The organism is Allorhizobium sp. DMC15 (assembly GCF_056314065.1).
In genome coordinates this window covers 878039-904575 of sequence record NZ_JBQUZB010000002.1, presented here as the reverse complement: position 1 = coordinate 904575, position 26537 = coordinate 878039, and the positions used below count along the sequence as shown (strand labels likewise).

The following is a 26537-nucleotide window of genomic DNA, read 5'->3' as shown; positions in this document are numbered from 1 at the left end:
ATAACCCCATGGCCCATATCCAGCTTAGCAATATCCGCAAATCCTTCGGGGCGCTTGAGGTCATCAAGGGCGTCGACATGGAGATCCGTTCCGGCGAATTCATGGTTTTCGTCGGCCCCTCCGGCTGTGGCAAGTCCACGCTTCTGCGCCTGATCGCCGGCCTGGAGGACATCTCCTCCGGCACGCTCGCCTTTGATGGCGAGGTGATGAACCAACTGCCGCCTGCGAAACGCGGCATCGCAATGGTGTTCCAGTCCTATGCGCTCTATCCGCACATGACCGTGTTCAACAACATGGCCTTCGGCATGAAGCTTGCCGGTCAGGACAAGGCGGAGCGCGACCGAAGAGTGCGGGAGGCGGCGGACATGCTACAGCTTACCCCGTATCTCGAGCGGTTGCCCCGGCAGCTTTCGGGTGGCCAGCGACAGCGTGTGGCGATCGGTCGCGCCATCGTTCGAGACCCTCGCGTGTTTCTGTTCGATGAACCGCTCTCCAACCTCGATGCGGCCCTTCGGGTCGCCACCCGCCTCGAAATCGCCAAGCTTCATCGCAGCATGCACAGTACGACGATGATCTATGTGACCCATGACCAGATAGAGGCGATGACACTCGCCGACCGAATCTGCGTGTTGCGGGACGGAGTGGTCGAGCAGATCGGCACGCCGCTCGAACTCTATGAGAGCCCGAATTCGCTCTTCGTTGCCGGTTTCATCGGATCACCGAAGATGAATTTCCTCGATGGGCGCTTTTCGGACGAAATGGGCGCCCATACCATCGGCATTCGCGCCGAGCATCTTTCGATTGAACAAGATGGCCGCTGGCGGGGTTCTGTCGTGCATTCCGAAATGCTCGGGTCGGACAGCTATGTCTATGTCGACATCGGCACGTCCGAGCCGATCGTCGTTCGGCAGGAGGGCACCGCCACACTGAAGCCGGGTGAAAACGTCGCGCTTTCGCCTGTTGAGCATGAACTGCACCGTTTCGACCGCGATGGCCGCGCCATCGGCCGCGGCCTGATGAAAGGCGCCGCCTGAGCGCCATGATGAAATACGGTCCTCCATGGCGGAGGATCGATACTGAAGGAGAATTCAGATGACGATCAGAACAGTTGTCTGGGGTGAAAACGTTCACGAGCGGGAAAATGCCATCGTCCGGGGGATCTATCCCGACGGCATGCATTCGACGATAGCGGCAGCCCTCAATACCGACAGCGAGATCGAGGCGACCACCGCGACCCTGCAGGAGCCGGAACACGGCCTGTCGGTCGAGCGACTGGCAGAGACGGATGTGCTGGTCTGGTGGGGCCACAAGGCGCATGGCGAGGTGTCCGACGAGATCGTCGAACGCGTTGCCAAGCGTGTTTGGGAAGGCATGGGTCTGCTGGTTCTGCATTCCGGCCATTTTTCCAAGCCGTTCAAGCGGCTGATGGGTACGCCCTGCGCGTTGAAATGGCGCGAGGCGGGCGAGCGCGAGCGGATCTGGACGGTCAATCCGGGACATCCGATCGCAGCCGGCATTCCTGAAAATTTCGTGCTGGAAAACGAGGAAATGTACGGCGAGTTCTTCTCCGTTCCCGAGCCGCTCGAAACCGTGTTCATCTCCTGGTTTGCCGGTGGCGAAATCTTCCGCTCAGGGCTCACCTGGAAGCGTGGTGCCGGAAATATCTTCTACTTCCGCCCCGGCCACGAAACCTATCCGACCTATCACGATGCAACCGTGCAGCAGGTCATCCGCAACGGCGTGAAATGGGCCTACAACCCGATGCCGCATTACGGTGCCGTGCATGATGCCCCGAACGTCCCGGTCGAGAAGGCGCTCGAGCCGATCACCGAGCGCGGCCCGCGTCTCCACCAGGCCGGCGAGGAAGGCTACAAATGAGCAGTCCTATCCGGCTTCTGGTGCTGGGCACCGGCGGCATGGCCAATACCCATGCCATGAATTTTTCCACCATCACTGACGTCCAACTCGTGGCCGCCGTCGATGTCGATCTGGCGAAGGTTCGCGCCTTCGCTGCCCGGCATGACATTCCCAACACCTTCACCAGTCTGGAGGAGGCAATCGCCTGGGGCGAGTTCGATGCGGTCACCAATGTGACGCCCGATCGCATTCACTATGCCACGACGCTGCAATTGCTCGCCGCCGGCAAACATGTGATGTGCGAAAAGCCGCTGGCCGAAAGCTATGCCAAGGCTGACGAGATGGCGACGGCTGCGGAAGCCTCCGGCCTCGTCAACATGGTCAACCTCACCTATCGCAACGTGGCGCAGGTGCAGAAGGCGCGGCAGATGGTACTGGCCGGCGAGATCGGCAAGGTTCGCCACATTGAGGCCTCCTATCTGCAGAGCTGGCTCGTTTCGAAAGCCTGGGGCGACTGGGCAACCGAGAGCCAGTGGCTCTGGCGCCTGTCGACCAAACACGGATCGAACGGTGTGCTCGGCGATGTCGGCATCCATATTCTCGACTTCGTCGGTTATGGCGCGGTCACCGAGATCGATCATGTCTTTGCCCGGATGAAGGCTTTCGAAAAGGCGCCGGGCAACAAGATCGGCGAATATGATCTCGACGCCAATGACAGCTTCACCATGACGGCCGAGTTCACCAACGGGGCCATGGGTGTCATCCATGCCAGCCGCTGGGCGACCGGCCACCTGAATGAGCTTCGGCTCAGGGTGCATGGCGACAAGGGCGCGCTCGAGGTCATCCACCGGCTCGACGGCTCGCGCCTGCGGGCCTGCCTGCAGGAAGATGTCGAGAAGGCCGTCTGGCGCGAGATTGAGGTTGATCCGGTGCAGACGAACTATCAGAAGTTCATCGCCGCCATCCAGTCCGGCTATACGCAGGAGCCGAGCTTCCGGCATGCGGCCAATCTGCAGAAGATCCTCGATCTCGCCATGCTGACAGAAGTCGAGCGTCGCGAACTGGCGGTCTGACCTCCGCCGTCAAAACGAAAACGCCGCCCGAGGAGGTTCGGGCGGCGTTTCCATTCTGCGTGACCTCTCGGCCACGCGGGAGCTTGTGGTTCAGTAGCTGACCGTCACGGCTGACTTGTCCTTGGCCGACTTGACGGCCGCATCAGCGAGCGCCAGCGCGATCAGGCCGTCTTCAGCCGACGGTGCCATCGGCGTGCCGTTGTCGAGCGCGTCGATGAAGGCCGAGATTTCGGCTGCATAGGCGGCCGTGTAGCGGGTCATGAAGAAGTCGTGCAGCGGCGGGCGGGTATAACCGTCCTTGTTGGCGACTTCGATCGAAACCGGGCGCTGGTTCTCGGCCGAGACCGAGCCCAGCGAACCATGCACCTCGATGCGCTGGTCGTAGCCGTAGGATGCGCGGCGCGAGTTGGAGATGATCGCCTGGCGGCCGCTCTTCGTCGTCAGGATCAGCGAGGCGCTGTCGTAGTCGCCGAGTTCGCCAATCTTAGGATCGACGAGAACGGAGGCCGAGGCCTGGACCGTTTCGATTTCTTCGCCGAGCAGGAAGCGGGCCATGTCGAAGTCATGAATGGTCATGTCGCGGAAGATGCCGCCGGAGACCTTGATGTATTCGGCAGGCGGTGCGCCCGGGTCGCGGCTGGTGATCGTCACCATCTCGACCTTGCCGATCGAGCCCTTGTCGATCTCCTTGCGCACGGCCTGGAAATGAGGGTCGAAGCGGCGGTTGAAGCCGAGCATGACCTTGCCGCCGACTGCGCGGACAGTCTCCAGGCAGGCCTTGGCGCGTGCGACATCCAGATCGATCGGCTTTTCGCAGAAGATGGCCTTGCCAGCCTTGGCGAAGCGCTCGATCAGGTCGGCATGGGTGTTGGTCGGCGTGCAGATGATGACGGCGTCGATGTCCTTGTCGGCCTCGATCTCCTCGATCGTCTTCACCGCGCAGCCGGTCTGGGCGGCGATGGCGTTTGCGGCGTCGGCAAAAGCATCGGCAACGGCAACCAGCTTGGCGCGCTTGTCTTCGGCGATTGCCTTGGCATGCACCTTGCCGATACGGCCTGCGCCCAGAAGGGCCAGTTTCGTGACCATGATCATTCCTCCCTGTGCCCGGTCTTCTCGCAGACGAGGCGATTGTGGTGTCGTCAGGCGCTTGCGGCGAGCGCCCTGTCTCTGTTCCATTTCGCGCTGGCAAATGTGACGATTTGGAATATATGTTCTATTTTGCTAGATCGTGACACTGATCATGTCAAGCGAAGTTCAGGCAAACGGGGGCGGGATGAACGAGAGTGTCGGGCCACAGACGATCAAGGCCTTCGAGGACCGGCTGCTGGAGGTGTCGAGCACGCTGCCGAAGCGCCTGAAGCAGTGCGCCGACTATGTGGCGGCCAACAAGGACCGCATCGCCGTATCAACCGTGGCGGAGATGGCGGAAGGGGCGGGCGTGCAGCCTTCGGCCTTCATGCGCTTCTGCCAGATCATGGGTTTCACCGGCTTTTCCGAGATGCAGAAGCTGTTTCGCGAGAGCTTTGTCGGAGGTTGGCCGGATTATTCCACGCGGCTGCAGCACCTGCGGGAGATGCAGGAAGGCACGCCGTCTGCGCTTCTCGCCGAATTCGTCGAAGCCGGCCGCATGTCGCTGGAAAATCTCGTCAAAACCGTTGATCCCCAGGCACTTGAGACGGCTGTCGGGCTGCTGTCCAAGGCGCGGATGATCCATATCATTGGCCTTCGCCGCTCCTTTCCGGTGGCGAGCTACATGGCCTATGCCTTCGAGAAGATGGGCGTGCCGGCCATGCTGCACAGCGTGGTCGGGCGGCTCGACAATCACCATGCCATCCGGGAGGGTGATGCGCTGCTCGCCGTGACCTTTTCGCCCTATTCCGCCGAGACGCTGGATCTCGTGGAGGATGTCGCGAGCAGGGGGATTCCCGTGGTTGCCGTCACCGATACGGTCGTCAGTCCGCTGCGTCGGATGAATGCCACTTTACTGTCGGTCTCGGAAGTGGATTTCGGTGCCTTCCGGTCGCTCTCCGCGACGCTTTGTCTCGCCATTACTCTGTCTGTTGCCGTGGGAACGGCGCGGCAGGAAGATTGAACGTCCGTATTGAAATTCTGAAAAATAGAATTTATAGTCCATTTTGAAGAATGGCCGTTCCATTCCATGGAATGGCCGGTGGAGAGCGGGGCAGATAGATCCCGCAGTAGGGAGGACAATTTGGCTTCGCTCGATCTGATCACGATCGGCCGCTCGTCCGTGGACCTTTACGGGGCCCAGATCGGTGGTCGGCTGGAGGATATGGCCTCCTTCAACAAATATATCGGCGGCTCGCCGACCAATATCGCGGCGGGCACTGCGCGCCTCGGTTTGAAGTCGGCACTGATTACCCGCGTCGGCGATGAGCATATGGGTCGCTTCATCCGCGAGCAGCTTGTGCGCGAGGGCGTCGATGTGCGCGGCGTGAAAACCGACAAGGAGCGGCTGACCGCACTGGTGCTGCTCGGCATTCGCGACGAACACCAGTTTCCGCTGATCTTCTACCGCGAGAACTGCGCCGACATGGCGCTGTCGGAAGACGATATCGATCCGGATTTTGTCGCCGAGGCGCGCTGCGTCTGCGTCACCGGCACACATCTGTCCAACCCGCGCACGGAACAGGCAGTGCTCAAGGCGCTGGCGATTTCGCGCGAATATGGCGGGCTGACCGCGCTCGACATCGATTACCGCCCGAACCTCTGGGGCCTGGCCGGTCACGGCGATGGCGAAAGCCGTTTCGTCGAATCCGAGAAGGTGACGCGGAAATTGCAGTCGACCCTGCATCTGTTCAATCTCATCGTCGGCACGGAAGAGGAGTTCCATATTGCCGGTGGCTCCACCGATACGATCGAGGCGCTGCGCGCCGTGCGCCAGGTCTCGCCGGCGACGCTTGTTTGCAAGCGCGGGCCGATGGGCGCCGTCGTGTTCGAAGATGCCATTCCCGACAGTCTCGATGAGGGGCAGACCGGCGAAGGTTTCCCGATCGAGGTGTTCAATGTTCTTGGCGCCGGCGACGGCTTCATGTCGGGTCTGCTCAAGGGCTGGCTGACCGGCGAAGACTGGTCGACCTCGCTGAAATTTGCCAACGCCTGCGGCGCCTTTGCCGTCTCCCGCCACGGCTGCACGCCGGCCTATCCGAGCTGGGAAGAGCTGCAGTACTTCTTCCGCACTGGCATCCAGAACAAGGCGCTGCGCAAGGATGCGGCCCTGGAGCAGGTGCATTGGTCAACCAACCGCAAGGGTGACTGGTCGACCATGCGGGTCTTTGCCTTCGACCACCGCATGCAGCTCGAAGCCATGGCCAAAGAGGCTGGCGTTTCGGAGCATCGGATCGGCGCGTTCAAGAACCTCTGCCTGGATGCCGCCCTCAAGGTGTCCGATGGCAAAGCCGGTTACGGCCTGCTCTGCGACAGCCGGTTGGGTCGCGATGCGCTGTACCGCGCCGCCGGCACGGGGTTGTGGATCGGTCGTCCTGTGGAATGGCCGGGTTCGCGCCCGCTGACGCTGGAGCCGGAAATCGGTCCCGATTTTGGCGGTCTGGTCGAGTGGCCTGTCGATCATGTGGTGAAGGTTCTCACCTTCTATCATCCTGACGATACGGTGGAGATGAAGGCCGAGCAGGAGCAGACGGTGCTCAGGCTCTTCCATGCGGCGCGCCGCAATCGCCTCGAGTTCCTGCTGGAGGTCATCCCCTCCAAGGTCGGCGCCTGTGACGAGGAGACCACCGCCAAGATCATCGAGCGGTTCTATGAAATCGGCGTCTATCCCGACTGGTGGAAGCTTGAGCCGATGAAGACGGTGGCGTCGTGGGCCAATGCCTGCAACGCGATCGAGCGCAACGATCCCTATACGCGCGGCATCGTCGTGCTCGGCCTTGATGCGCCGCAGGCGGAGCTTGAGGCGAGCTTCCAGCTTGCCGCCGGCTTCGATCTGGTCAAGGGTTTCGCCGTCGGCCGCACGATCTTCGGTGATGCTGCGCGCAAGTGGCTCGCCGGTTCGCTGAGCGATACCGCTGCCGTGGAGGATATGGCCGCGCGTTACCAAAGCCTCTGTGCGATCTGGGACGCCGCGCGGCAGAAGGCGGTTTCCGCCAAGGGAGGAAAAGCATGAAGACGATCCGGCTGACCGCCGCCCAGGCGATGGTGCGTTACCTCGCCAACCAGCTCAACGAAGATGGCGTTCCCTATATCGCAGGCGTTTGGGCGATCTTCGGTCACGGCAATGTCGCCGGCATCGGCGAGGCGCTTTACGGCATCCGCGAGGAACTGCCGACCTATCGCGGCCAGAACGAGCAGTCGATGGCGCATGCGGCAATCGCCTATGCCAAGCAGCTTGGCCGTCGCCGCGCCATGGCGGTGACCTCCTCCATCGGCCCCGGTGCGCTCAACATGGTGACGGCGGCCGCACTCGCCCATGTCAACCGCCTGCCGGTGCTCTTCATCCCCGGCGATGTCTTTGCCAATCGCGGCCCCGATCCGGTTCTGCAGCAGATCGAGGATTTCGGCGACGGCACGATGTCGGCGAATGACTGCTTCCGCCCTGTCTCGCGCTATTTCGACCGCATCATGCGCCCGGAGCAGCTGCTGACTGCGCTGCCGCGCGCCATGCGGACGCTGACCGATCCTGCCGATTGCGGTCCTGTGACGCTTGCCTTCTGCCAGGACGTGCAGGCCGAGGCCTACGACTATCCGGAGAGCTTCTTTGCAAGCAAGACCTGGCGCTTCCGTCGTCCGGAACCCGATGTCGTGGAATTCGAAGCAGCGGTTGCGGCGCTGAAGGCTGCAAAGAACCCTGTCATCGTTGCCGGTGGCGGCGTGCATTTTTCGGGCGCCACTGACACGCTGAAGGCCTTTGTCGAGAAGCACCAGATCCCCGTCGTCGAGACGCAGGCCGGCAAGTCGGCACTGGCTTGGGATCATGGTCTGAACTTCGGCCCTGTCGGTGTGACCGGTTCCGAAAGCGCCAATGTCGTTTCGGAAAAGGCCGATCTCGTCATCGGCATCGGCACGCGTTTCCAGGATTTCACCACCGGCTCTTGGGCGCTGTTCAAGAACCCCAACCGGAAAATTCTGGCGCTCAACGTCCAGCCTTACGACAGCGCCAAGCATGATGCGATCCCGCTGGTGGCGGATGCGAAGATCGGGCTCGAAAAACTTTCGGCGGCGCTTGGTGATCACACGTATGCCGCACCTGATGCCGGTCTCAAGGCCTCCTGGTTTGCCAAGGCGGATGCCGTGACGGCAGCACCCACCGACAGCAATGCGCTGCCGACCGACATGCAGGTGATCGGCGCGGTCCAGCGCGCTTCGCGCGACAACACGGTTGTCATGTGCGCGGCTGGCACGATGCCGGGCGAGTTGCATCAGCTGTGGAAGTCGAAGCTGCCGCTTTCCTATCACATGGAATACGGCTTCTCCTGCATGGGTTACGAGATCGCCGGTGGTCTCGGCATCAAGATGGCCGAGCCCGATCGCGACGTCATCGTCATGGTCGGCGACGGCTCCTACATGATGATGAATTCGGAACTGGCAACGGCTGTCGGCATGGGCGTGAAGATCACGCTCGTGATCACCGATAATAGGGGCTACGGCTGCATCAACCGGCTGCAGATGGGCACCGGCGGCGCGCAGTTCAACAACCTCTATGCCCATTCGAATGTCAGCCCCATCGCCATCGATTTTGCCGCTCATGCGGCGTCGATGGGCGCGAGGTCCCACAAGGTGTCGTCGATCTCTGAGCTGGAAACAGCCCTGGACGCCGCCCGTGCAGCGACCGAGACGACTGTTATCGTCATCGATACCGATCCTTACCCGACCACCGGAGCCGGCGGTTCCTGGTGGGATGTCGCGGTGCCGGAAGTCTCCGCCCGCGCCGAAGTCAATCAAGCCCGCGTTGCCTATGAAGCGGCTCTGAAGGAAAGAACCTGATCATGATCCTTTTCGGAACCAACCCGATTGCCTGGTCGAATGACGACGACCGCCGCCTCGGCGCCCATATCAGCCTCGAACAGTGCCTGGACGAAACCGCCAAGATCGGTTTCGACGGCATCGAAAAGGGCCACAAGCTGCCGACCGATCCGGCGGGATTGAAGTCGGTTCTCGAACCGCGCGGCCTGAAATTCGTGTCCGGCTGGCATTCGCTGAACCTGCTGACCAACACGATCGAGGAAGAAAAGGCCGCCATGCAGCCCTTCCTTGATGTGCTGAAGGCCATGGGCTGCAAGGTCATCATCGTCTGCGAAACCTCGAACGCCATCCATGGCGCCGATGACACGGCTCTTGCCGACCGTCCTGTGCTTTCCGATGCCGAATGGGCCAAGTTCGGCGCCGGGGTCGAGGCGCTGGCCGAATTCTCGGCTTCCCAGGGCATCTCGCTGGTCTATCACCACCACATGGGAACGGTCGTCGAGAGCGAGGCCGAGATCGACAAGCTGATGGAACACACCGGCCCGCATGCCAAGCTGCTGCTCGACACCGGCCATTGCTTCTTCGGCGGCGGCGATCCGGAAGCGGTCGCGAAGAAATACATGAACCGCGTCGGCCATATCCACGCGAAGAATGTTCGTCCCGTGATCGCCGATCAGGTGCGGAGCGAGAAGCTCTCCTTCCTCGAAGGCGTTCGTCGCGGCGTGTTTACCGTTCCCGGCGACAGCGAAGGCGGCGTGAACTTCCCGCCGGTGCTGAAGATCGCGGCCGAGCATGGCTATCAGGGCTGGATCGTCATTGAGGCCGAGCAGGACCCGGATGTGCGCAATCCCTTTGAGTATCAGAGCCTGGGTCTCAAGTCGCTCAAGGGCTTCGCCAAGGAAGCGGGCCTGATCTGATGACACCACGAGGCGGAGCACACCCTCCGCCTCGTGTTTTGACAGATCGCGGTTTTGGGCTCTATTGCAGGCGACGTTTAAAACTCTGACTGCCGGGAGCAGACCTTGAAGTTCCAGATCCTCGATCCGACCCATCCCTTTTTCAAGCCGCTGTGGATCCGCGTTCTCTGTACGGTGTTGCCACTGGCCTGGGCCGGGGTGGAGTATTCGAACGGTGCGACCGGCTGGGCGATGATCTTCGTCGTGACCGGTCTCTATGCCGGTTACGAACTGCTGTTCATGTACGATAACACGATGAAAAAGGCGGCGGCCAAGGCTGAAGCCGAACGGGCGCGGATCGCGGCAGAGGCCGAACGCTCCGACGACGATTGAGCAAGAAACGGGAGACGAGGAATGACCGATCTGTTGCGCAAGCCTGCCGGCAAATCCGGCAAGGTGCATGACATCACGCCGGCCAGCGCTGGCTGGGGTTATGTCGGCTTCGGGCTTTATCGCCTGAAAGCAGGTGAAATCGCTGCCGAGTCGACCGGCGAGACAGAGGTCATCCTCGTGCTCGTCGAGGGCAAGGCCACGATATCAGGCGGTGGCAAGGACTTTGGCGAACTCGGGCAGCGCATGTCCGTCTTCGAGAAGACCCCGCCACACTGCGTCTACGTGCCTGCGGGTGCCGACTGGTCGGCAAAGGCGACGACGGACTGCGTGCTTGCCATCTGCACTGCACCGGCGATGCCGGGCCGCGAGGCGCAGCAGATCGGGCCGGAGGGGATTTCCTTCGTCGAGCGCGGCAAAGGCGCCAATACAAGGCATATCTATCCGATCGCCATGGAAGACCGGGATGTCGCCGATAGCCTGCTGGTGACGGAAGTCTTTACGCCCTCGGGCAACTGGTCGTCCTATCCGCCGCATCGGCATGACGAGGACAATTTCCCCGAGATGACCTATCTCGAAGAGACCTATTACCACCGCCTCAATCCGGCCCAGGGCTTCGGCTTCCAGCGTGTCTTCACCGAAGACGGCTCGCTCGACGAAACCATGGCGGTGTCGGATGGTGATGTGGTGCTGGTGCCGAAGGGGCATCACCCTTGCGGTGTGCCGCATGGCTATGAGATGTATTATCTCAACGTGATGGCCGGCCCCTTGCGCAAATGGCGCTTCGAGAACCATCCGGATCACGACTGGATCTATCAGCGCGACAGCAAGTAAGCGCCTGGAAGACGCTTTCGTCTTCACGAAAGCGTCTTCCAGGAACAATTCCAAATCCGCTTGCTGATCCTCTCCGTAGTGGGTGCACAAACGCGCCAACGATGGAGACGCTCCGATGCCGAAGTTCAGCCTTGCCCTTGTCGGGCTCGCCCTGAGCCTGCTGCCGTCCGCCGGACAGGCAGCAGACAAATTCACCTTTGAAGACTATTTCACCGGCCGCACCGAGGCGGTCGGCTCGTTCAGTGCCATTAATGGCGTGAAGCGGACCTTCACTGTGGATCTGACCGGAAAGTGGGACGGCAAGACCCTGACGCTGCGCGAGGATTTCGTCTTCGATGACGGGACCAAGGACCGCAAGACCTGGCGCTTCACCAAGACCAGCCCGACCACCTATAGCGGCACCCGCGAGGACGTGATCGGCGAGACGACCGTGCGGCTCAATGGTGCCGTCGCGCGCTTCAACTATCTCGTCTATCTCAGCTCCGAGACCCAGGGCAACAAGGTGCGTTTCTGGGACAAGATGGTGCTGCGCCAGGACGGTACGGTGTTGAACACGGCGCTCGTCACCAAGTTCGGCATCCCGGTCGCCAAGACCACCGTCGAGTTCCGCAAGCCGGGTTACTCGCACAAGACGGCAAGCCGCTGAGGCCTCAATCCTGTGACCGCTGAAGCCAACGCTCTATGCCGTTAGCGGCGGCAATGCCGGTCGCAAAGCAGGCGGTCAGCAGATAGCCGCCTGTCGGTGCTTCCCAGTCGAGCATTTCGCCTGCCACGAAGGTGCCGGGTTGAACCTTGAGCATGAAGTCGTCACCGATGGCGTCGAGTGACACGCCCCCCGCTGTGGAGATTGCTTCGGCGATCGGGCGGGGGCGCTTGACCGGGAGCGGCAAGGTTTTGATCCGTGATGCCAAATAATCGGGAGAGAGGCTGCTGACTTCAGGCACGACCTCGCGCAACAGAGCCAGCTTGACCCCATCCAGTCCCGTTGCCTTCTTCACCCGTGTCGAAAAGCTCGCCTTGGCATCCTGTCGGGCAAGGTCGGCCGCAAGCCTTTCCGCCGTCCGGCCCGGTGCGAGGTCGAGGATCAGCGCGGCCTGGCCGTCCCGGTCAAGCGCGTCTCGGAGCGCCGCCGAATGGGCATAGATCAGGCTGCCTTCGATGCCGCCCCGGCTGATGACGAATTCGCCCTGGGTGGTGCCTGCCGCCGAGGTGGCCTTGACCGATTTGACCGGCTGGCCGGAGAAGCGGGTGTCGAAGCTTTCGGAAAAATCGCAGTCGAAGCCGCAATTGGCTGGGAGGATAGGTGTGATATCGATGCCTTCGGCTTCCAGCAGCGGCACCCAGGCGGCATCTGACCCGAGCTTCGGCCAGCTTGCGCCGCCGAGTGCGAGAAGTGTGGCGTCCGCCGTCACGCGTTTTGGACCCTCTGGCGTGTCGAAGGTCAGGGCGTCAGCGTCGAAACCTTTCCAGCGATGGCGGGTGAGAATGGACACGCCCATGCCTTCGAGCCGTTTCAGCCAGGCGCGCAAGAGCGGCGAGGCCTTCATCACTTTCGGGAAGACGCGGCCGGAGGTGCCGACAAAGGTCTCCGTCCCTAGCCCCGCTGCCCAGACGCGGATCGCGCCGGGTGTCATTAGGTCCAGCACCGGGCGTAGCCTGTCGTTGGCCGCGCCATAGCGGGTGACGAAGCGGGCATAGTCCTCCGCATGGGTGATGTTGAGGCCGGACTTCCCGGCTAGCAGGAATTTGCGACCCGCCGTCGGCATGGCGTCGTAGACGGTGACGCGATGGCCCTTGCAGGCAAGATGTTCCGCCGCCATCAGGCCCGCCGGGCCGCCGCCGATGATCGCCACGCTCTTCTTCATCAGTGATCAGTCCGGCTTGAAGGTCGAAAGACGGGAGACCAGCCCTTCGATCGTCGCGCTGTCGGCATTGGCGAAGGCGAAGCGCAGGTAGTCCTGGCAGTCGTCGCCGAAATAGGCGCCCGGGATACAGAGCACGCCAGCCTTCTTCGCCAGTCTTTCCGCGACATGAGCGGAATCTTCGCCCGTGAAGGGATGGCGGATAAAGGCGAAATAGGCGCCGAGTGAGTCCATCTTCCAGGCGGGGAGCTTGGTCATCACGCCTTTCAGGGTTTCGGCTCGCTTCAGGATCTCGATGCGATTGTCCTCGCGCCAGGATTTCAGCGCCGGAATGGCCTTGGCCACAGCCGCCTGCGGTGCGCGCGGCGCGCAGATCTGCAGGTTGTCCATGACCTTGGCGATTTCCGACACGGCCCGAGTACCGGCGGTGATCGCGCCGAGGCGATGGCCGGGAATGCAGAAGGATTTGGAAAAGGAATAGAGCAGGATGAGGTTCTCTTCCCAGCCCGGGATCGACAGCAGATCATGGGGACGATCGCCGCCCGGCAGAAAGTCGCGATAGGTCTCGTCGAGGATCAGGAAGGCACCGGCTTTGCGGCAGGCCTCGAAGGCCTGGTGCAGCAGGTCCGCCGGATAGATGGCACCCGTCGGGTTGTTCGGCGAGACCAGTGCCACGGCCTTGACGCCCTTCGCCAGGACCGCCTCGACGCCCTCAATGGTGGGCACGAAGCCGGTCGCCGGATCGAGCGGGATCAACTCCCGGCGGATGCCCATCATCGCCAGCGTGGTTTCCTGGTTGAAGTAGAATGGATCGGTTAGGGCAACCGCATCGCCGCTCGCCGCGATTGCCTGTACTGTTGCCATGAAGGCCTGGTTGCAGCCGGCGGTGATGTGGATGTTCTCAGCGGTAACAGGCGCGCCATAGACGGCAGCAAGCTCGGCCGCATAGGCCTCGCGCAGTGGCGCCTCGCCTTCGATCGGGCCGTAGCCGGCATTCGCCCGAGCGGAAGCGGCTTCCGCCAGCCACGCGAAGAGATCGGGATGCGGCGGATAGCCGGGCACCGCCTGGCTGAGATCGATTATCGGGCCGCAAGCACCGTCATAGGCGCGCGCCCAGGCAAAGACCGAGGGGACCGGCGGAGCCGAGAGATCAGCGACGAGCGGATTGAAGGGGGCGGCGGGCATGGTCTGTCCTTTGTCGGTGCAATGCTTCCTCGCGAGTCGGGTCAGGCGCTGCGGCAAGAAGGCCAGTGCTACACCAAGCGGACACCCATTTCCAAGCCAATGGCGGGTTCAAGCGGTCAGCGGTGGTCCTCAAGGATCATCGCGGCCGCCTTTTCGGCAATCATCAGGGTCGGGGAATTGGTATTGCCCGAGGTGATCGTCGGCATGACCGAGGCATCGGCGATGCGCAGGCCCTTCAGGGCGCGCAGCCGCAAACGGGGATCGACGACGCTGTCCGGATCCGCCCCCATGCGGCAGGTGCCGACGGGGTGGAAGATCGTCGTTCCGATATCGCCGGCCGCCTTTTCCAATTCGGCATCGCTTTCGAGCGCTGAGCCGGGGCGGTACTCCTCCGGCTGATAGCGGGCAAAGGCGGGCTGGGCGGCGATGCGGCGGGTGAGCCGGATCGAGCGGACGGCAACGTCGCGGTCACCAGGCGTCGAGAGGTAGTTCGGCGCGATCTTCGGTTGGGCGGCGAAGTCCGGCCCCGATATATGCACCGAGCCCCGGCTTTCGGGTCTGAGATTGCAGACACTCGCCGTCATCGCCGGGAAGGGGTGAACGGGGTCACCGAACTTGTCGAGCGAGACCGGCTGAACATGGTATTCGAGATCGGCGGTCTCCTTGTCCGGGCCGGAGCGGGTGAAGATGCCGAGCTGGCTCGGCGCCATGGACATCGGGCCTGAGCGGCGTAGCGCGTATTCCAGCCCGATCATCGCCTTGCCGAAAAGGCTCGATGCACGTTCGTTGAGGGTCGGTACGCCCGTCACCTTGAAGACGAGGCGGAGCTGCAGGTGGTCCTGCAGGTTCTCGCCGACGGCAGGCACCTCGCGAACGGTCTCGATCCCTGTATTTTGCAGGATATCTCCACGACCAATACCGGAGAGTTCGAGGATCTGCGGCGAGCCGATGGCGCCGGCTGAGAGCACCACTTCACGGCTGGCGGCAAAGCGTTTCAACTCGCCGTCGTGATGCACTTCGGCACCGGTCACGCGGTCGCCCTCTATGGTCAGGCGCTTGACATGGGCGCGGGTGAGGATCGTGAGGTTGTTCCGGTGCCGGATCGGTTTCAGAAAAGCCTTGGCCGTGTTCCAGCGGATGCCGGAGCGCTGATTGACCTCGAAGAAGCCGGAGCCTTCATTGTCGCCGCGATTGAAGTCGTCGGTCTCCGGAATGCCGGCCTGTTTGGCCGCCTCGCGAAAGGCTTCAAGCACGTCCCAGCGAAGCCTGGCCTTCTCCACCCGCCATTCGCCACCGGCGCCATGCTTGTCGTCGGCGCCCCGGTGGAAGTCTTCCGTCTTCTTGAAGAGGGGCAGCACATCGTCCCAGCCCCAGCCGTCACAACCCATCTGGCGCCACTGGTCGTAGTCGCGCGCCTGTCCGCGCATATAGATCATGCCGTTGATCGAGGAGCAGCCGCCGAGCACCTTGCCGCGCGGATAGCCGATGGCGCGACCGTTGAGGCCCGGCTCGGCTTCGGTCTTGAAGCACCAGTCGGTGCGCGGATTGTTGATGCAGTAGAGATAACCGACCGGGATATGGATCCAGTGATAGTTGTCGCTGCCGCCGGCTTCCAGAAGCAGCACACGGCGCGTGGGATCGGCAGAGAGCCGGTTCGCGAGCAGGCAGCCGGCCGTGCCGGCGCCGATGACGATGTAATCGTAGGTTTCCATGCTCCTCCCCGAGCGGCCGCCTCTCAACTGTTTCGCAGGCGACCTTCCAGGAGGTCAAGCACGGAGCGTGCGGCATCCATGACATTGGTGCCCGGACCGAAGACGGCGGAGACGCCGCTCTCAAGCAGGAAGTCGTAATCCTGACGTGGAACGACCCCGCCGACGACGACGATCACGTCGTTTGCGCCCTTGGCCTTCAGCGCCTCGACCAGTTGCGGGGCGAGCGTCTTGTGGCCTGCGGCGAGCGAGGACATGCCGACGACCTGCACCTTGTTGGCGACGGCCAAGTCTGCGGCTTCCTCCGGTGTCTGGAAGAGGGGGCCTGCCACAACATCGAAGCCGATATCGCCAAAGGCGGATGCAATCACCTTGGCGCCCCGGTCATGGCCATCCTGGCCGAGCTTAGCTATCAGGATACGTGGCTTGGACGCGGCCTTGCCATAATCCTTGAGGCGGGTCGACAGCGTCTCCATTTCCGGATCGCCCTCGTATGCCTTGCCGTAGATGTCATGCACGACTTCGGGCACGGCAACGTGATCGCCGAAAACGGCGCGCATGGCATCCGAAATCTCACCGACAGTGGCGCGCGCTCGGGCGGCCTCGACAGCGGCCTCGAGCAGGTTATCCGCGCCTGTGCGGGCGATTTCGGTGAGGCGCGCGAGGGTTTCGCTGACCCGCTTCGGGTCACGCTGGCGGCGCGTCTGCTCGATGCGCTTGACCTGCGACAGCCGAACGGCGGTGTTGTCGATTTCGAGGATGTCGATCGGCGCCTCGTTTTCCAGGCGGAACTTGTTGACCCCGACGATCACCTCCTCGCCCCGGTCGACGGCGGCCTGGCGGCGGGTGGCGGCTTCCTCGATCAGGCGCTTCGGCAACCCGTCATCGACGGCCTTGGTCATGCCACCCAGGCTTTCGACCTCTTCGATCAGCGCCCAGGCTTTTTCTGTCAGTTCGTTGGTCAGGCTCTCGACATAGTAGGAGCCGGCGAGCGGATCGACGACCTTGGTCACGCCCGTCTCGTTCTGCAGGATAAGCTGGGTGTTGCGGGCGATGCGGGCGGAAAATTCCGTCGGCAGGGCAATCGCCTCGTCGAAGGAATTGGTATGCAGCGACTGCGTGCCGCCGAGCGCCGCCGACATGGCTTCAAAGGCGGTGCGGATGATGTTGTTGTAGGGGTCCTGTTCGGCCAGCGACACGCCGGAGGTCTGGCAATGGGTGCGCAGCATTAGGCTCGACGCCTTCTTCGGCTCGAATTCCTGCATGATGCGGGTCCAGAGCAGGCGGGCGGCACGGAGTTTCGCGGCCTCCATGAAGAAGTTCATGCCAATGGCGAAAAAGAAGGAGAGGCGACCGGCAAACTCATCGACATTCAGCCCCTTGGCGATGGCCGCGCGGACATATTCGCGCCCGTCGGCCAGCGTGAAGGCAAGCTCCTGCACCAGCGTCGCGCCCGCCTCCTGCATATGATAGCCGGAGATCGAGATCGAATTGAACTTCGGCATTTCCTTCGCCGTGTATTCGATGATGTCGGCGATGATCCGCATCGAGGGTTCGGGCGGATAGATATAGGTGTTGCGGACCATGAACTCCTTCAGGATGTCGTTCTGGATGGTCCCAGACAGTTTTTCGCGCGATACCCCTTGCTCCTCACCCGTAACAATGAAGTTCGCCAGGATCGGGATGACCGCACCGTTCATGGTCATCGACACCGAGATATCCTGCAACGGAATGCCGTCGAACAGGATCTTCATGTCCTCGACGCTGTCGATCGCCACACCTGCCTTGCCGACATCGCCTTCGACGCGGGGATGATCCGAGTCGTAACCGCGATGGGTCGCAAGGTCGAAGGCGACGGAGACGCCCTGCTGACCGGCGGCCAGCGCCTTGCGGTAAAAGGCATTGCTCTCCTCCGCCGTCGAGAAGCCGGCATATTGCCGGATCGTCCAGGGCCGCCCGGCATACATGGTGGCACGCGGTCCGCGCACGAAGGGGGCAAAGCCCGGCAGGCTGTCGAGATGGCCGATGCCAGCAATATCCTCTGCCGTATAAAGCGGCTTCACCGGAATGCCCTCAGGTGTCTCCCAGACGAGGCTTTCGGCGGGACGCTTCAGTTCCTTCTCGGCAAGCGCCTGCCAGTCGGCGATGGTTTTCTTGGTCATCGATGCGATCCTTATCTGAAGGCTGCGCGGTTCGGCGTTTCGCCGAGGGAAGTCAGTTTGACGGGGTTTCCGGTCGGGGCTATTCTTTGAGGCTCAACCGGAGTGCCTTGCCATGACCGTGAAAGCCTCTGTCTCGCTCTCGCCGCAGCAGGCAGCATTCGCCCGCAAGCTGGTCGAGGACGGCCATTTCCCGAGCCTCGCAGCTGTCGTCGAGCGAGGGTTGGATCTGGTGCGCGAAGAGACGGAGATGCGGGATGAGGATCAGGAGGCGTTGCGTGCTCTCCTTCTGCGACGCATGGAAGGTCCGTTTCTCTCGGAAGAAGAGAGCCGGGTGCAGATCGAAGAGATGATTGCCGAGGTGAAGGCGTCCTATGGCCTTTAGGATCGTCCGTTCTCAGGCGAGTACTGAAGATCTCAGGATCATATTCCGACACCTCATCGATAGTTATGTTGCGCTGGGAGATGAGCTCCCGCAGGCAGCCGATCGCGCGTTGCGACGCATGGATGGACTTGAGCGCGACCTGCAGTCGATCGCTCGTGCACCATATCAGGGAACTGTGACCTCTTACGCAGGATTTGAAGCTGTGAGGCACGTGACCAAGAACAAGGTGGTGTTCTATTTTCAGATCCAAGAAACGCAGAAGATGCTCCGGCTGCTCGCCGTTTTCTTCGGCGGACAGGATCACCAGCGGCATATGCTGAAGCGGCTGTCCTAGGCGGCTTTGCATCGTTTGCAGGTGTACCGCGCGGATACCCCCCTCTGTCCTGCCGGACATCTCCCCCACAAGGGGGGAGAGCGGGGTGGGGCCGGCCTTTTGCCCGAAGGGTAACTTGGATTTTGTGAGGCGTTCGCAACGCAAGCGGTCACTCTCCCCCCTTGTGGGGGAGATGTCGACGTAGCCGACAGAGGGGGGGATTCCCGCGACGGACGTCACCCCTCAAACTCCATGATCAGTTCATCCACCGCCAGGCTCTGGCCCGGCTTCACGACGATCTTCTTCACGGTGCCGCGGCGTTCGGCCTTCAGGATATTTTCCATCTTCATCGCCTCGACGGTGGCGAGCGCCTGGCCGGCTTCCACAGTCTCGCCTTCCTTCACCGCAACCCCGGTGATGACGCCGGGCATCGGGCAGAGCAGCATCTTGGAGGTATCCGGCGGCAGCTTTTCCGGCATCAGTTTGGCAAGCGCCGCGACACGCGGCGAGCGGACGCGGGCGGTCAAATCCATGCCGCGCCAGCGCAGCCGGATGGCGGGGCCCTTGAGGTCGATCTTCACCGCAAGCGTCTCACCGCCGATGTCGACGGTTGCCAGCGTCTGGCCGGGCTGCCAGTCGGTGGCGATCACCAGCTCTGTGCCGGAGGCGAGCGAGACACGGGTGTTGCCGGTGCCTTCGTTGATTTCAAGGGCATGGTCCGATCCGGCGAGGTTGACGACCCAGTCCCTGCCGAGCTTGCGGGCGTGGTTGCCGATCGTTCCCGAGATCTGGATCGCGCGCGCCTGCAGGCGATGATGGATGAGGGCGGCAATCGCGGCGAGCTTTTCGGCAGACGCGGCATCTGGTTTCACGCCGCTAAACCCGTCCCTGAACTCCTCGGCGATATAGGCCGTGGTGATTTTGCCGGAGCGGAAGCGGTCCTGGTTCATGACTGCCGAGAGGAAGGGCAGGTTGTGGCCGATGCCTTCGACCTCGAAGCTGTCCAGCGCTTCGCTCATGGCGTCGATCGCTGTGAGACGATCCGGCGCCCAGGTGCAGAGTTTTGCGATCATCGGGTCGTAATACATCGAGATCTCGCCGCCTTCGAAGACGCCGGTATCGTTGCGAACGACGGTGCCTTCTGCGGTCGTGCCTTCTGCCGGCGGCCGGTAGCGGGTGAGGCGACCGATCGAGGGCAGGAAGTTGCGATAAGGGTCTTCGGCATAAAGCCGGCTCTCGATCGCCCAACCGTTGAGCTTCACGTCATCCTGGCCGAATGAGAGTTTCTCGCCCGCCGCGACGCGGATCATCTGTTCGACGAGATCAAGGCCGGTCACCAGCTCGGTGACGGGATGTTCGACCTGCAGGCGGGTGTTCATCTCGAGGAAGTAGAACTTGTTCTGCTTGCCATCGACGATGAATTCGACGGTGCCTGCCGAGTGATAACCGACGGCTTTTGCCAGTGCCACGGCTTGTTCGCCCATAGCCTTGCGGGTGGCGGCATCGAGGAAGGGCGAGGGAGCTTCTTCGATGACCTTCTGGTTTCGCCGCTGGATCGAACATTCGCGCTCGCCGAGATAGAGCGTGTTGCCGTGCTTGTCGCCGAGCACCTGGATTTCGATATGGCGCGGCTCGGTGACGAATTTCTCGATGAAGATTCGGTCGTCGCCAAACGAGTTCTTCGCTTCGTTCTTCGAGGACTGGAAGCCTTCGCGGGCCTCTTCGGCATTCCAGGCGATGCGCATGCCCTTGCCGCCGCCGCCGGCCGAGGCCTTGATCATCACGGGATAGCCGATCTGATCGGAGATTTTTACCGCCTCGTCGGCATCGGCAATCAGGCCCATATGGCCGGGTACCGTCGAAACGCCGGCTTCGGCGGCCAGCTTCTTCGAGGTGATCTTGTCGCCCATGGCCTGGATGGCGCCCACCGGCGGGCCGATGAAGGTGACGCCTGCCTTTTCCAGCGCTTCGGCAAAGGCCGCATTTTCCGACAGGAAGCCGTAGCCCGGATGGACGGCGTCTGCTCCGGTCTGCCTGATCGCATCGAGGATCTTATCGATGACGATATAGGACTGGTTGGATGGCGCCGGGCCGATATGCACCGCCTCATCGGCCATCTCGACATGCAGCGCATTGCGATCGGCATCGGAATAGACGGCGACCGTCTTGATGCCGAGTTTCTTGGCGGTCTTGATGACCCGGCAGGCAATTTCGCCCCTGTTAGCAATGAGGATTTTCTGGATCATTTGCCTAATAACCTTCGATGTTCTTCCGCTGTCTTCATGTCGCCAAGCGCCGCCGAGGACAGGACCATTCCCACATGTGCATCCCGATGATTAGGGTTGAGCTTGAGGGCTTTTTTGAACAATCCAATCGCCAGCCCGTTTTCGCCGCGCTGTTGTAGGATGCGGCCATGATCAGCCAAAAGCGCCGGATCGTTTTTCTTGAGGCTTTCCGCCTTTTTGAAATGCCGCTCAACCGTGGTTAGAGGCGCGCCTTGAATTGCCGTTGCAACGGCAAAACCCCAGTGAATGTCAGGATTGTCGGGTTCAAACAGCCAAGCCTGGTTGAACCGTTTAATCGCCATGTCAGGATCGCCTTGCGCCACAAACTGCCAACCTAACTGGATTGCGCGATAAGTAGCTTGGCCTAGGGAGCCGCCCCCGGCTTTGCGCGCGTCTGCCAGCAGTTGCTTGTCAGCTTCGAGCTGTTGCTCGTTCTTCGTGACGCCTTCCCACATGGGGATTACCTGAGCGTTGACAAGAGAAGCATGGAGCGTGATGGCCATCACGGCCAGATATCGGCAGATGCCTGTGATCATTCTCTTTTCCTCTCGGCCACTCCAGCTTTGCTATGTCAACCCAATGTCCAGGCTTATCTTTTGTGAAACCTATTCCATGCCCTTCTTCTTCAAGCCCTTGGCCACGCTCTGCTCACTCGTGACCTCGCCGAATGCCTCCGGAAAGTTCTTCCGCGCCAGCGGCTCGTTGATCTTCAGCTTGGCGAAGTAGGATTGCGGATCGAAGCCGCGTTCGGCGGCGATCACTTCCCGCCCAAAGAGGCGGCAGAGGCGTTCGCCGTCGAGATTGCCGCGCTCGAAGGGCTCGGTGCCGAAATACTGCCAGAGCGCCTGCATGAAACCGAGGTCGGCGAGTGCCACCGTCTGGTCCATGGTGCGGTGGCGCGGCCAGTTGGTCACCGGCGTCACCTTCGGATTGGCGCGGCGGATCGTATACTGCCACTGCGTTCCAGGCAGACCGAGCGGAAAGCCCTGGTGTTTCGGCATGAGCGGATCTTTTGCCATGGGTTCACACCTCGAACACGTCTTCGAAGGATTCGGGAAAGTTCTTCCGCGCCACCTTCTCGTCGATGACCAGCATCGCCTCGTAGGACAGAGGGTCGAATTCCTTGGTGGCGGGCACCACTTCGCGGCCGAAAAGCAGGCTCAGGCGCGCGGCATCGAGATTGCCGCGCTCGAAGGGTTCCGTGCCGAAATGGTGCCAGAGCGCATGCAGGAAGGCCGCATCGATGCGGTGTTCCTTGGTGCCGGGGCGCGCCTTGCGGGGCAGCGCCTTGATCGGGGTGACGCCGCGTGGATTGGCGCGGCGGATGGTGAACTGCACACCGGTCCCCGGCATGCCGCCGGGGAAACCGCGATGTTTGGTCATGTCGGGGAGGCTTGGCATGGTCTCTCCTTACGCCGCAGCGATCTTGTCCTGCGTCTTCGTATCGAAGTCGGAGGCATCGTGGCGTTCATGCAGCTGTTCGGAGAGCGGGCCGGAGGTCTTGTTGACCATGGCGCCACGCTTCAGAGCCGGGCGTTCTGCGAGCTGCTTTGCCCAGCGCAGAACGTTCTTGTATTCGTGCGTCGACAGAAAGGTGCCGGCATCCGGATAGGATTCGTCCAGTGCCAAACGGCCGTACCAGGGCCAGATCGCCATGTCGGCGATGGTGTATTCGCTGCCGGAGACGAATTCGTTCTCGGCAAGCTGACGGTTCAGGACGTCCAGCTGGCGCTTGGCCTCCATGGCGTAACGGTCGATCGCGTATTGGATCTTCATTGGCGCATAGGAGAAGAAGTGCCCGAAGCCGCCGCCGACAAAGGGGGCCGAGCCCATCTGCCAGAACAGCCAGTTGAGCGTTTCGGCGCGGGCGCGCGGGTCGGTCGGCAGGAAGGCGCCGAATTTTTCCGCGAGATAAGTCATGATCGAGGCCGACTCGAAAAGCCGAACCGGCTTGCCGCCGTCGACAGGCGCATGGTCTGCAAGCGCCGGGATCTTCGAATTCGGGTTGATCTCGACAAAGCCTTTGCCGAACTGGTCGCCCTTGCCGATATTGATCAGCCACGCATCGTATTCAGCGCCGGTATGACCGGCCGCCAGCAGCTCTTCGAGCAGGATCGTCACCTTCTGGCCGTTCGGGGTGGCCAGAGAATAAAGCTGCAGCGGATGTTTACCGACCTGCAGTTCGACCTCTGTCTGCGCGCCTGCGGTCGGGCGGTTGATGCTGGCGAACTGGCCGCCATTGCCTTGCTCCCAGGTCCAGACTTTTGGCGGGACATAGCCTGCTGGCAGGTTCTTCTCGGGCGGGAATTTTTCGTCGCTCATGGGGGAGGATCCTTTCTCGTTCAAGGGAATGCGGTACGCCACACATATAGGCATGTCGTATCGCAATACTTCGATCGAGCTCCTTTTTGTCCGTCAATTCAAAATAATTCAGCGGTCGTTTGGGCGTGCCTCACAGCGGGATCGTGTCGTGCTTCTTCCAATGCGTGCCGACCTGCTTGTTGCGGAGGCTGGCGAAAGCCTTGGCAATACGGCGGCGGGAGGAATGCGGCATGATCACCTCATCGATGAAGCCGCGTTCGGCGGCCTTGAAGGGATTGGCGAAGTTGACTTCGTATTCCTTCGTCCGCGCCGCGATCTTCTCGGCGTCGCCGAGTTCCGAGCGGTAGAGGATTTCGGTCGCCCCCTTGGCACCCATCACGGCGATTTCGGCGGTCGGCCAGGCATAGTTAATATCGGCGCCGATATGTTTGGAGGCCATGACGTCATAGGCGCCGCCATAGGCCTTGCGGGTGATGAGGGTGACCATCGGCACCGTTGCCTGGCTATAGGCGAAGAGCAGCTTGGCGCCATGCTTGATGACGCCGCCATATTCCTGGGCGGTGCCGGGCAGGAAGCCGGGCACGTCGACCAGCGTCAGGATCGGGATCGAGAAGGCATCGCAGAAGCGGACGAAGCGGGCGGCCTTGCGCGATGAATCGATGTCGAGGCAGCCGGCCAGCACCATGGGCTGGTTGGCGACGACGCCGACCGTCTGGCCTTCCATGCGGATAAAGCCGGTGATGATGTTCTTCGCAAAGGCTTCCTGTATCTCGAAGAAATCGCCCTCGTCAGCCAGCGCGTAGATCAACTCCTTCATGTCATAGGGCTTGTTGGATGAGTCGGGGATCAGCGTGTCCAGGCGCATTTCGATGCGGGCGGGGTCATCATGGAAGGGGCGGACCGGCGGCTTTTCGCGGTTGTTCAAAGGCAGGAAATCGAAGAGCAGGCGGACCTGTTCCAGCGCCTCGATGTCGTTCTCATAGGCGCCATCGGCGACGGAGGATTTCTTCGTGTGAGTCGAGGCGCCGCCGAGCTCTTCCGCCGTGACGATCTCGTTGGTGACGGTCTTCACCACATCGGGGCCGGTGACGAACATGTAGGAGCTATCGCGCACCATGAAGATGAAATCGGTCATGGCGGGCGAATAGACGGCACCGCCGGCGCAGGGGCCCATGATCACGGAGATCTGCGGGATGACGCCTGACGCGTCGACATTGCGCTTGAAGACATCGGCATAACCGGCAAGCGAGGCCACACCTTCCTGGATGCGCGCGCCGCCGGAGTCATTGAGGCCGATCACGGGCGCGCCGACCTTCATCGCCATGTCCATGATCTTGCAGATCTTCTGGGCGTGGGTTTCCGACAGCGAGCCGCCGAGCACGGTGAAATCCTGGGAGAAGACATAGACCTGGCGGCCGTTGATCGTGCCCCAGCCGGTGACGACGCCATCGCCCGGCACCTTCTGTTCGGCCATGCCGAAATCGACAGCGCGATGGGTGACATACATGTCGTATTCTTCAAACGAGCCTTCGTCGAGCAGGACCTCGATGCGCTCGCGGGCCGTCAGCTTGCCCTTGCCGTGCTGGGCGGCAATGCGCTTTTCGCCGCCGCCGAGGCGGGCCTCCGCGCGGCGCGCTTCGAGCTGGTCCAGGATCGTCGACATGCTTCCTCCGGAATGATCTGTTTGGCTTTCAAGCCTTGTGTGACACCTAGTCCACTGTGCCGCAGAAGAAAACGGTTGAACAGGTGCATCTGTGGATTTATGAATTTGCAATGTGAAAATTGCGAATTTGCGAAATGGCCATCGGGAAACTCTTCATCGGCCGCAAGGTCCGCGACATCCGCCAGGCGAACGGGGCCACCCAGGCGCAGTTTGCCGATATGGTCGGCATTTCCACCAGCTATCTCAACCAGATCGAAAACAACCAGCGCCCGGTCTCGGCCTCGGTGCTGTTGTCGCTGGCGGAAAAGTTCGGTATCGATATCACCGAGCTTTCCTCCGGCCAAAACGACCGGCTGCTGTCGGCGCTGACGGAGGCACTCTCCGATCCGCTGTTCGAGACCTATTCGCCGAGCCTGCAGGAGCTGAAACTCGTCACCCAGAACGCGCCGGGCTTTGCCCATGCGCTGATTGCAGCCCACCAGGCTTACAGGCGCGGCAACGAGCAGTTGGCGAGCCTCGACGACCGGCTGGGGGCAGCACCCAGCCAGGAAGTGACGCCTTATGACGAAGTGCGTGACTTCTTCCACTTCGTCGACAATTACATCCACGATCTCGACCTCGCCGCCGAGCAACTTGCGACGGAACTGAAGCTCGGGGAGGGGGAGAATTACGCGGCTCTTTCAGGTCATCTTGAAGCGCGCCACGGCGTGCGCGTGGTGCGCGGCGAGGCGGGCGACGAGGCGATCCGCCGCTTCGATCCGGTGGGGCGGATCCTGACCGTCAGCCGCTATGCCTCGGCCCCCACTCGCGATTTCCAGATCGCCATCCAGATCGCCCAGCTCGCGGCTGCCACGAAGATCGACCAGGTGCTGAAACAGGCGAATTTCCGCAGTGAAGAGGCGGTCGAGATCTGTCGCATGGGGCTCTACAATTATTTCGCCGGCGCACTGATCCTGCCCTACCGCAGCTTCCTCACTGCCGCGCGGGATCTCCGCCACGATATCGAACTGCTCGCCGCCCGCTTCGAGGCCTCGCTGGAGCAGGTCTGCCACCGTCTCTCGACCCTGCAGCGGCCCGGCCTCAAGGGCGTGCCGATCTTCTTTGCCCGCATCGACCGGGCCGGCAACATCACCAAGCGGCATAGCGCCGCCCGCCTGCAATTCGCCCGCTTTGGTGCTGCCTGTCCGCTGTGGAATGCCCATCAGGCCTTCGAGACGCCGGGCCGGATCATCCGCCAGACGGCGGAAACGCCCGACGGCGTGCGCTATCTCTGCATCGCGACGCAAGTGTCAAAAGGCTCCGCCGGCTTCCGCGCCGCCAATCCGCGCTACGCCTTGGCGCTCGGCTGCGAGATCTCCTATGCCGGCGCCTTCGTCTATGCCGACGACCTCGACCTCTCCAACCGCGGCGCCTTCGACCCGATCGGCATTTCCTGCCGCATCTGCGAACGCATCAAATGCACCAGCCGCGCCGTTCCGCCGCTGAAAAGAAAGCTGGTGGTGGATCATCGGGTGCGGAACCCGATGCCCTATGAGATTGAGTGAGGGCGTTTGTCTGGTTGGGACCGGGCGCATCGTCGGTCGCATTTGGCCCGAAGCGGACATGGTCGCGTGGCTACATAGGCATGCGCCCCCTTGCTTCCGGGCCTCATCGAAGGAATGGCCCTC

General features: G+C 62.0%; 24 protein-coding genes. 13 read left to right on the top strand and 11 right to left on the bottom strand.

Annotated elements, in window-relative coordinates; translation table 11 throughout:
- Positions 1-8: 8 nt before the first annotated feature.
- Genes ACT53S_RS12950 through ACT53S_RS12940 form a run of 3 tightly spaced genes read left to right on the top strand, consistent with a single transcriptional unit; the run spans position 9 to position 2930 of the window.
- Entirely contained in the window at positions 9-1034 is a 1026-nt protein-coding gene (locus ACT53S_RS12950) for an ABC transporter ATP-binding protein (RefSeq protein ID WP_476067285.1), read from the top strand.
- Between the two features lie 58 nt (positions 1035-1092).
- The gene (locus ACT53S_RS12945) at positions 1093-1878 is read left to right on the top strand and encodes a ThuA domain-containing protein (RefSeq protein WP_476067284.1); all 786 of its coding nucleotides are present in this window, start codon (positions 1093-1095) and stop codon (positions 1876-1878) included.
- On the top strand, positions 1875-2930 hold the full coding sequence (locus ACT53S_RS12940; protein ID WP_142072012.1) for a Gfo/Idh/MocA family protein: 1056 nt from the start codon (positions 1875-1877) through the stop codon (positions 2928-2930). Before ACT53S_RS12945 ends, ACT53S_RS12940 begins: the two co-directional genes overlap by 4 nt.
- Before the next feature lie 90 nt (positions 2931-3020).
- Here the strand turns inward: ACT53S_RS12940 and iolG are convergent, their stop codons facing one another.
- Positions 3021-4016: an inositol 2-dehydrogenase gene (iolG, locus tag ACT53S_RS12935; RefSeq protein WP_476067283.1), complete on the bottom strand. Its 996-nt coding sequence runs from the start codon at positions 4014-4016 to the stop codon at positions 3021-3023.
- Positions 4017-4203: 187 nt separating this feature from the next.
- Here iolG and ACT53S_RS12930 point away from each other — a divergent pair, with 187 nt between their 5' ends.
- From ACT53S_RS12930 to ACT53S_RS12900, 7 genes are all read left to right on the top strand, one after another.
- Entirely contained in the window at positions 4204-5022 is an 819-nt protein-coding gene (locus tag ACT53S_RS12930; RefSeq protein ID WP_476067481.1) for a MurR/RpiR family transcriptional regulator, read from the top strand.
- A 120-nt stretch (positions 5023-5142) separates the two neighbouring features.
- Positions 5143-7071: a bifunctional 5-dehydro-2-deoxygluconokinase/5-dehydro-2-deoxyphosphogluconate aldolase gene (locus tag ACT53S_RS12925; RefSeq protein WP_476067282.1), complete on the top strand. Its 1929-nt coding sequence runs from the start codon at positions 5143-5145 to the stop codon at positions 7069-7071.
- Positions 7068-8888, top strand: coding sequence for a 3D-(3,5/4)-trihydroxycyclohexane-1,2-dione acylhydrolase (decyclizing) (gene iolD / locus ACT53S_RS12920; protein ID WP_476067281.1), 1821 nt, complete (start codon positions 7068-7070; stop codon positions 8886-8888). The genes ACT53S_RS12925 and iolD overlap by 4 nt, the downstream gene beginning before the upstream one ends.
- A 2-nt stretch (positions 8889-8890) precedes the next feature.
- A complete protein-coding gene (gene iolE / locus ACT53S_RS12915; protein WP_476067280.1) occupies positions 8891-9784 on the top strand; it encodes a myo-inosose-2 dehydratase in 894 nt (297 codons plus the stop codon).
- 105 nt (positions 9785-9889) lie between these two features.
- Complete coding sequence (locus ACT53S_RS12910) at positions 9890-10156, top strand: hypothetical protein (protein ID WP_476067279.1); 267 nt, start codon at positions 9890-9892, stop codon at positions 10154-10156.
- A 21-nt stretch (positions 10157-10177) separates the two neighbouring features.
- On the top strand, positions 10178-10987 hold the full coding sequence (iolB, locus tag ACT53S_RS12905; RefSeq protein ID WP_476067278.1) for a 5-deoxy-glucuronate isomerase: 810 nt from the start codon (positions 10178-10180) through the stop codon (positions 10985-10987).
- A gap of 115 nt (positions 10988-11102) precedes the next feature.
- Positions 11103-11633, top strand: coding sequence for a DUF3833 family protein (locus tag ACT53S_RS12900; protein ID WP_476067277.1), 531 nt, complete (start codon positions 11103-11105; stop codon positions 11631-11633).
- Between the two features lie 4 nt (positions 11634-11637).
- Here ACT53S_RS12900 and ACT53S_RS12895 read toward each other — a convergent pair whose 3' ends face one another.
- From ACT53S_RS12895 to scpA, 4 genes are all read right to left on the bottom strand, one after another.
- Positions 11638-12852, bottom strand: coding sequence for a TIGR03862 family flavoprotein (locus ACT53S_RS12895; RefSeq protein WP_476067276.1), 1215 nt, complete (start codon positions 12850-12852; stop codon positions 11638-11640).
- Between the two features lie 6 nt (positions 12853-12858).
- Positions 12859-14034 (bottom strand): aminotransferase, encoded by a 1176-nt coding sequence (locus ACT53S_RS12890; protein ID WP_476067275.1) that lies wholly within the window; start codon positions 14032-14034, stop codon positions 12859-12861.
- Positions 14035-14150: 116 nt separating this feature from the next.
- Entirely contained in the window at positions 14151-15746 is a 1596-nt protein-coding gene (locus ACT53S_RS12885; RefSeq protein ID WP_476067274.1) for a GMC family oxidoreductase, read from the bottom strand.
- Between the two features lie 23 nt (positions 15747-15769).
- Positions 15770-17905 carry a methylmalonyl-CoA mutase gene (scpA, locus tag ACT53S_RS12880; RefSeq protein ID WP_476067273.1) on the bottom strand — a complete coding sequence of 712 codons (2136 nt, stop codon included), beginning with the start codon at positions 17903-17905 and terminating at the stop codon, positions 15770-15772.
- A 112-nt stretch (positions 17906-18017) separates the two neighbouring features.
- Between scpA and ACT53S_RS12875 the strand changes: the two genes are divergently transcribed.
- Complete coding sequence (locus ACT53S_RS12875; protein ID WP_476067272.1) at positions 18018-18287, top strand: type II toxin-antitoxin system ParD family antitoxin; 270 nt, start codon at positions 18018-18020, stop codon at positions 18285-18287.
- On the top strand, positions 18277-18621 hold the full coding sequence (locus ACT53S_RS12870; RefSeq protein WP_476067271.1) for a type II toxin-antitoxin system RelE/ParE family toxin: 345 nt from the start codon (positions 18277-18279) through the stop codon (positions 18619-18621). The genes ACT53S_RS12875 and ACT53S_RS12870 overlap by 11 nt, the downstream gene beginning before the upstream one ends.
- A 215-nt stretch (positions 18622-18836) precedes the next feature.
- Here the strand turns inward: ACT53S_RS12870 and ACT53S_RS12865 are convergent, their stop codons facing one another.
- The 6 genes from ACT53S_RS12865 to ACT53S_RS12840 all read right to left on the bottom strand — a co-directional run bounded on the left by ACT53S_RS12865 (position 18837) and on the right by ACT53S_RS12840 (position 24870).
- Complete coding sequence (locus tag ACT53S_RS12865) at positions 18837-20846, bottom strand: acetyl-CoA carboxylase biotin carboxylase subunit (protein ID WP_476067270.1); 2010 nt, start codon at positions 20844-20846, stop codon at positions 18837-18839.
- Positions 20843-21421 (bottom strand): hypothetical protein, encoded by a 579-nt coding sequence (locus ACT53S_RS12860; RefSeq protein ID WP_476067269.1) that lies wholly within the window; start codon positions 21419-21421, stop codon positions 20843-20845. Before ACT53S_RS12860 ends, ACT53S_RS12865 begins: the two co-directional genes overlap by 4 nt.
- Positions 21422-21490: 69 nt before the next feature.
- Positions 21491-21904: a hypothetical protein gene (locus ACT53S_RS12855; protein ID WP_476067268.1), complete on the bottom strand. Its 414-nt coding sequence runs from the start codon at positions 21902-21904 to the stop codon at positions 21491-21493.
- 4 nt (positions 21905-21908) lie between these two features.
- Positions 21909-22286 (bottom strand): hypothetical protein, encoded by a 378-nt coding sequence (locus ACT53S_RS12850; protein ID WP_476067267.1) that lies wholly within the window; start codon positions 22284-22286, stop codon positions 21909-21911.
- A gap of 9 nt (positions 22287-22295) precedes the next feature.
- Entirely contained in the window at positions 22296-23207 is a 912-nt protein-coding gene (gene yghU / locus ACT53S_RS12845; protein WP_476067266.1) for a glutathione-dependent disulfide-bond oxidoreductase, read from the bottom strand.
- A 130-nt stretch (positions 23208-23337) separates the two neighbouring features.
- Positions 23338-24870: an acyl-CoA carboxylase subunit beta gene (locus ACT53S_RS12840; RefSeq protein WP_476067265.1), complete on the bottom strand. Its 1533-nt coding sequence runs from the start codon at positions 24868-24870 to the stop codon at positions 23338-23340.
- Between the two features lie 134 nt (positions 24871-25004).
- Between ACT53S_RS12840 and ACT53S_RS12835 the strand changes: the two genes are divergently transcribed.
- Positions 25005-26414 carry a helix-turn-helix domain-containing protein gene (locus ACT53S_RS12835; RefSeq protein ID WP_476067264.1) on the top strand — a complete coding sequence of 470 codons (1410 nt, stop codon included), beginning with the start codon at positions 25005-25007 and terminating at the stop codon, positions 26412-26414.
- Positions 26415-26537 lie beyond the last annotated feature (123 nt).